Below are 5,484 nucleotides of genomic sequence, written 5' to 3'. Positions count from 1 at the left end.
CCAAACTAGGTCTATCCATTCCGGAGCGGGAACAAGCAACTATACTTTTATTTGGGGTATGGCAGGCGAAAACCTGGATTATGGCGATATGGATCACTGTGCCATCACGGAATTGAAATAGATTTTAATTCACAGATATTCTTAGCGAATAAATTTAAAAGATTTCTCCGCTTAGGTCGAAATGAAGATGACTTGATAAACAAGTCTAAAGATCAATAAGAAAAGAAAAATGTCAAACATATTTAATTTAGCAGGTAAAACTGCGTTGGTAACGGGTTGTAAAAGAGGCATTGGTAAAGCCATGGCTTTAGCATTGGCAGAGGCTGGTGCAGATATTATCGGCGTTTCTGCAAGCTTGGAACTTCAAGGAAGTTCAATTGAAAAAGAAGTGCTTGCCTTAGGCAGAAAATTTTATGCTTATCAATGTGATTTTGGTAAACGCGAAAGTACATTGGAATTTGCTGCAAAGGTAAAAACGGATCATCCGGTAATTGATATTTTAGTGAACAATGCCGGTACCATTTTACGTAAGCCAATTGCAGAACATCCTGATGAGATGTGGGATGAGGTGATCGCCGTAAACCAAACTGCGCCATTTATTTTAACCAGAGAAATTGGTCGGGATATGATTGCGAGAGGAAGTGGAAAAGTAATTTTTACGGCCTCACTTTTATCCTTTCAAGGCGGAATTACCGTGCCTGGTTATGCCGCCAGTAAAGGCGCCATTGCTTCCTTAACTAAAGCTTTTGCAAACGAATGGGCATCAAAAGGAGTAAATGTTAACGCCATTGCGCCTGGCTATATTGCAACGGATAATACAACTGCATTAAGGGAAGATGCCGATAGGAGCAGCTCAATTTTAGCCCGTATCCCTGCCGGAAGATGGGGAACACCTGAAGATTTTAAAGGACCAACTTTGTTTTTGGCTTCAGGCGCAAGCGACTACGTTCATGGAACAATTTTAACCGTTGATGGTGGTTGGATGGGACGCTAGCTGATCGTGTAAAGTCTAAAGTTTAGCGTCAATAGTAAGAAAGACCGATGTCTGAAGTATGGAGTGAATTTCCATATTTTCATACATCGGTCTTTTCATTTTTTTGGAATAGAATGCTTCCATGAATTTACAGGTTTAGGAAGCGATCTTAGTAAGCTTAAATCTTCGAGTCTTTCGGCTCAAACAGGTTATAAATCTCTTTAATATCCTTCAAAATATTTTCGAAATCGATTTTTAAATCAATTAGTCGGCCAGTGTGGATATCAAAAACCCATCCCTGCACGGTTAAACCTCTAAGCGTAATCGCTTCTTGTACAGCGGCTGTCTTTAGTAAATTTACACATTGCTCTTGAACGTTCAATTCCACTAATCTGTTGTAACGAACACCTTCATCTTCAATTGCATTTAATTCATCTTTATGTGTACGGTAAACATCACGGATATTACGTAACCAAGGGTTTAAGATACCCATGTCGGCAGGTTGCATAGCCGCTTTCACGCCACCGCAATTGTAATGACCACAAACAATAATATGTTGAACTTTTAGATGACGAACAGCATAATTTAAAACCGTCATTACGCTTAAATCAACATTATTAACCAAATTGGCAATATTTCTATGGATAAAAGCTTGACCAGGCTGTATACCCATTAAATCTTCAGCAGTAACACGACTATCCGAACATCCAATATATAAAAACTCTGGAGTCTGTCCTTTCGCTAATTCAGTGAAATAATCTGGATTATTGGCCAATTTTCTGCCAATCCATTCTTCGTTATTTTTGAAAACTTCTTCTACATTCATGTGTATTATTCTTAAATTTATTTATGATATAAAATGTTGTAAATGTCAAACTGATATAAAACTAAAAAAAGATTTTCGAATTTCTGTAAGTTCTTCCTCTGTAATTGTATTAGCACTATTAAAATATTGATACCCTTTGAAATCCATTTCCAAATAACCAGCTGTTCTTGAAAACGGTGTGATAAATCCATCGGGCAAATCTCCATCAGTGCCCACCGCAATTACTTTTAAAGTTTTCCCTTTTAAATTTCTACCAGCTTCTTTGTTTAAAGTTACCCAATCCGTTAAACGGTCGAATAAATTTTTCATCCTTCCGCTCATGGCATACCAATAAACCGGTGTAGCAAAAACAATGTGTTTGTGATACGAAATCTCCTTGGCTAATAGCTCAAACTGATCCTCTGGAGGGTAACTGCTTTCGTAATGATAGGGAAGGATGTAATGCTCAACTAAACTAATCAGAGTATAATCCATGCCTTCGGTTAACCGGCTGATAAATTTTTGTGTATCTCCATTTAATCGGGCACTTCCATTAATAATTAGCATTTCAGGCATAGCTGATTAACAAGCTAATGGTTTAAATGTTCTATAAACTGTAGAATCTAACCTAAATTTTCTAGAAATTTAGTGAATTTTTCATCTTCGTTTTTAGATTTTACCTGCTGCAAAGTTCTATTGAAACTGCGTACTGAAATACCCAAGTAGGCGGCCATATCCTCTTTGGAAATAGAAAAATGTTCATCAGCTTGAAGCCTTAATAATTTTAATAAACCATATTCAAGCGTGTATAGTTGCTGAAATGAAGCTCTAGAACTTGTTTGAATGATTCTTGTAGAAAGCTCCTGCAATAAAATCCTGGTAAATTCTTGATTCGTTTCTGTTAGAGATAGGAAAACATGATTGGGAATGGCATAAGCTGTTACTTCACTAATGGCCGCTACATTACAAAGGCAATTAATTTTTTTGATCGCTTCCAGTTCTCCAACAATTTCACCTTTACCCAAAAATTCTATAATAAAGTCTTTACCATTTTCTTCAGAGATAAAACATTTCGTAATTCCATCTTTAACAATATAAATGTTTTTGATTATTTCTCCTTGCTCAACAAATCTAAAGCCCTTTCGAAATGTTTTGAGCGTAATTCCGGTGTCCTGGTTGTGCTCATAAAATCGTTCGATGAAAGATAAAAAAGTAGGGTTTGTTCTCAACATATTTTTCGAAAATGGACAAATGTCCTTTATTCTGTAGCCAGAGCGGTTTACATTTGCATCACGAAATTACAGCATAACAATGAACAATCAAATTACCGTTATCGCTTTTGATGCCGATGATACGCTTTGGGTTAATGAGCCTTATTTCCGCGAAACGGAAGAAAAATTTGCAGGTCTGCTGGAAGATTTTATGCCACATCACAGTATTGTAGCGGAACTGCTAAAAACCGAAATTAACAATTTGCCGCTATATGGTTATGGTATAAAAGGTTTTATGCTGAGTATGATTGAAACCGTATTAAGAATTACTGATGGGAAAGTTAACCCTGCGGTGATTAACAGAGCGATTCAACTCGGACAGGACATGCTTAACAAGCCGATCGAATTATTAGTTGGCGTAGAAGAAGTTTTAAAAGCACTTCACGGGAAATATCGGTTAGTGGTGGCAACCAAGGGCGATTTGCTAGACCAGCAACGAAAGTTAACCAAATCAGGTCTGGATCATTATTTCCATCACATTGAAATCATGAGCGATAAACAAGAGCAGGATTATCAAAAGCTGATTAAACACCTTGATTGCAAGCCTGAAGAATTTCTGATGCTGGGTAATTCACTCAAATCGGATGTTTTGCCCGTGTTGGCCATAGGTGGTCATGCCGTTCATATACCGTATCACACCACCTGGGTGCATGAGCGTATAGATCACACTGTTGAGCATGCAAATTTTTACCAGGTAGAAAATCTTGCCGATGTTTTACCCCAACTAATTAAATGAGAGAAAAAATAGATATAAACACCTGGATCAGAAAAGATCATTTTGAATTTTTTAACACTTTTGAAGAGCCTTTTTTCGGTGTTACTGTAGATGTAGATTGCACAGCAACTTATCAGGTGGCAAAAGAGAAAGGCATTTCCTTTTTCTTGCTTTACTTACATAAATCGCTGCTGGCAGCAAATAGAACCGAGGCTTTTAAGTACCGGATTATAGATGGGGAAGTTTGGAAATTTGATAGCGTAAATGCAGCTACAACAATCAATCGTCCGAATGGAACATTTGGCTTCGGCTACATGGATTTTTTTTCGCAGTTTGAAGATTTCAAAATCGCAGCAGGTAAAGAAATTGAAAAGGTGCAACAAACAACCGGGTTAATTCCTTCGTCATCAGGAGAAAATGTTATCCACTATTCAGCATTGCCCTGGTTAAATTTTTCATCAATGTCTCATGCCCGAAAGTTTTCATTTAACGATAGCTGTCCGAAAATTTCTTTCGGAAAGTGCCGGGATGAACAAGGAAGCAAAATTATGCCGGTGTCCATTCATGTAAATCACGCTTTAATGGATGGTTTTCATGTGAGTCAGTTTGTTGATGAATACCAGGCTTTACTTAAGCAGAAAGCTGAAAGTTAATAAGAGGTTAATTGATTTTTAACACATTGAAACTAATTTCGGCTAATGTTTCTAGCCGTAGTTATTATTCCGATTTATATTCTTGCAATTATTTCCATGTGTTTCATGGATTCATGGCATAAAGCACTAATGTTTTTCCTGATGCTACTCATTGCAACCTTTGTGCTTTTTCTTTTTATAAATTATCCGCTGCAGTCGGCGATAGGAGTCATATGTATCATGGCTTTATTTGCTTTTAAGCTGAAAGATTAATTTTCATTTGCTTTAGAGAAAGTATTTACTATTTTTGCTCCACAATTAATCATTAACATTTTTTTTGGGGGATTAGCTCATTTGGCTAGAGCGCTTCGCTGGCAGTGAAGAGGTGATCGGTTCGAATCCGATATTCTCCACTAAGCCTTATCAGAAATGATGAGGCTTTTTTTATTTCATCAATATTGACTCTCAGTATTGGTTTTTTTGAAAAAATATATCGCAAGCTTCAACTATCTATAGAAGTTCCGAACTCCCTGCTCAATTTTCGTTTGAATTTATCAATTAACATTTATTACATCAAAATTGATATTTATCAAAGAAATGAAAAAAAAGAATTCGAAAAAAGCATAACATACAGATTTTTAAGTACTTTTAAGTCTATCCTTATTATACATGAATTCTTTAATAAAAACGCCTGACGATCATAATTGTCCGAGGTGCCAGAATTTTGAAACTTATCGTATCCCACGAAGTTTCTTGTTCAAACACATTTTAGTTTTTATTCCTGTAAAACGATATAAGTGTGATCGATGTTTAAATAGATTTCATTTGTTAGACTAATCTCAGTTCGAGGTAATATCACAAGCTATCGTTTTATGCCTATCTTCTGAGAACTTTCAATACACTTTAGAAATGTATGTTTATCTAGGTGAAGAAACAATTGAGAGCTGTAATTTCAGCTTCAGATTGTATTACTTCCGTTCATAATTTCACATTTCAGTAAAAGAATTATTAGCAGAATAATTCTTAATCGAACGCGTATCTTTTCAAACGTAGTAAGCCGAAAGTTTTTCACTTTGAATTACTCTGTA

The 5,484-nt window shown here is 36.2% G+C and carries 6 protein-coding genes, 1 tRNA gene and 1 pseudogene; 5 read left to right on the top strand and 3 right to left on the bottom strand.

Annotation, left to right across the window (positions count from 1 at the left end):
* Both ON09_RS25325 and ON09_RS22185 read left to right on the top strand, forming a co-directional pair.
* A pseudogene (locus tag ON09_RS25325) lies at window positions 1–121 on the top strand (5-dehydro-4-deoxy-D-glucuronate isomerase); the annotation flags it as partial.
* Between the two features lie 108 nt (window positions 122–229).
* Entirely contained in the window at window positions 230–994 is a 765-nt protein-coding gene (locus ON09_RS22185) for an SDR family NAD(P)-dependent oxidoreductase (RefSeq protein ID WP_010603263.1), read from the top strand.
* A 157-nt stretch (window positions 995–1,151) separates the two neighbouring features.
* On the opposite strand, the gene ON09_RS22180 is transcribed toward ON09_RS22185, so the two are convergent.
* The 3 genes from ON09_RS22180 to ON09_RS22170 are packed head-to-tail and all read right to left on the bottom strand — an operon-like array spanning window position 1,152 to window position 3,010.
* The gene (locus tag ON09_RS22180; RefSeq protein ID WP_010603262.1) at window positions 1,152–1,799 is read right to left on the bottom strand and encodes a carbonic anhydrase; all 648 of its coding nucleotides are present in this window, start codon (window positions 1,797–1,799) and stop codon (window positions 1,152–1,154) included.
* 45 nt (window positions 1,800–1,844) lie between these two features.
* Window positions 1,845–2,354: a flavodoxin family protein gene (locus tag ON09_RS22175; protein WP_010603261.1), complete on the bottom strand. Its 510-nt coding sequence runs from the start codon at window positions 2,352–2,354 to the stop codon at window positions 1,845–1,847.
* A 47-nt stretch (window positions 2,355–2,401) separates the two neighbouring features.
* Window positions 2,402–3,010, bottom strand: a complete 609-nt coding sequence (locus tag ON09_RS22170) for a Crp/Fnr family transcriptional regulator (RefSeq protein WP_010603260.1) — start codon at window positions 3,008–3,010, stop codon at window positions 2,402–2,404.
* A gap of 79 nt (window positions 3,011–3,089) precedes the next feature.
* On the opposite strand from ON09_RS22170, the gene ON09_RS22165 reads away from it, so the two are divergent.
* The 3 genes from ON09_RS22165 (at window position 3,090) to ON09_RS22150 (ending at window position 4,809) form a co-directional block, all read left to right on the top strand.
* A complete protein-coding gene (locus ON09_RS22165) occupies window positions 3,090–3,785 on the top strand; it encodes an HAD family hydrolase (protein WP_010603259.1) in 696 nt (231 codons plus the stop codon).
* A complete protein-coding gene (locus ON09_RS22160; RefSeq protein WP_010603258.1) occupies window positions 3,782–4,417 on the top strand; it encodes a chloramphenicol acetyltransferase in 636 nt (211 codons plus the stop codon). Before ON09_RS22165 ends, ON09_RS22160 begins: the two co-directional genes overlap by 4 nt.
* A 318-nt stretch (window positions 4,418–4,735) precedes the next feature.
* Window positions 4,736–4,809 (top strand) — tRNA-Ala (locus tag ON09_RS22150).
* Window positions 4,810–5,484: the final 675 nt, after the last annotated feature.

Source organism: Pedobacter agri PB92, from assembly GCF_000258495.1.
GTDB classification, from domain to species: Bacteria; Bacteroidota; Bacteroidia; order Sphingobacteriales; family Sphingobacteriaceae; genus Pedobacter; species Pedobacter agri.
Note: the sequence above shows the minus strand (reverse complement) of the source record. Positions and strands in the feature narration are given on the sequence as shown.

Excerpts from the sequence above, each read along its gene's own strand:
- ON09_RS22185 (WP_010603263.1), top strand. The coding sequence starts at position 230 with ATGTCAAACATATTTAATTTAGCAGGTAAAACTGCGTTGGTAACGGGT.
- ON09_RS22180 (WP_010603262.1), bottom strand. The coding sequence starts at position 1,799 with ATGAATGTAGAAGAAGTTTTCAAAAATAACGAAGAATGGATTGGCAGA.
- ON09_RS22175 (WP_010603261.1), bottom strand. The coding sequence starts at position 2,354 with ATGCCTGAAATGCTAATTATTAATGGAAGTGCCCGATTAAATGGAGAT.
- ON09_RS22170 (WP_010603260.1), bottom strand. The coding sequence starts at position 3,010 with ATGTTGAGAACAAACCCTACTTTTTTATCTTTCATCGAACGATTTTAT.
- ON09_RS22165 (WP_010603259.1), top strand. The coding sequence starts at position 3,090 with ATGAACAATCAAATTACCGTTATCGCTTTTGATGCCGATGATACGCTT.
- ON09_RS22160 (WP_010603258.1), top strand. The coding sequence starts at position 3,782 with ATGAGAGAAAAAATAGATATAAACACCTGGATCAGAAAAGATCATTTT.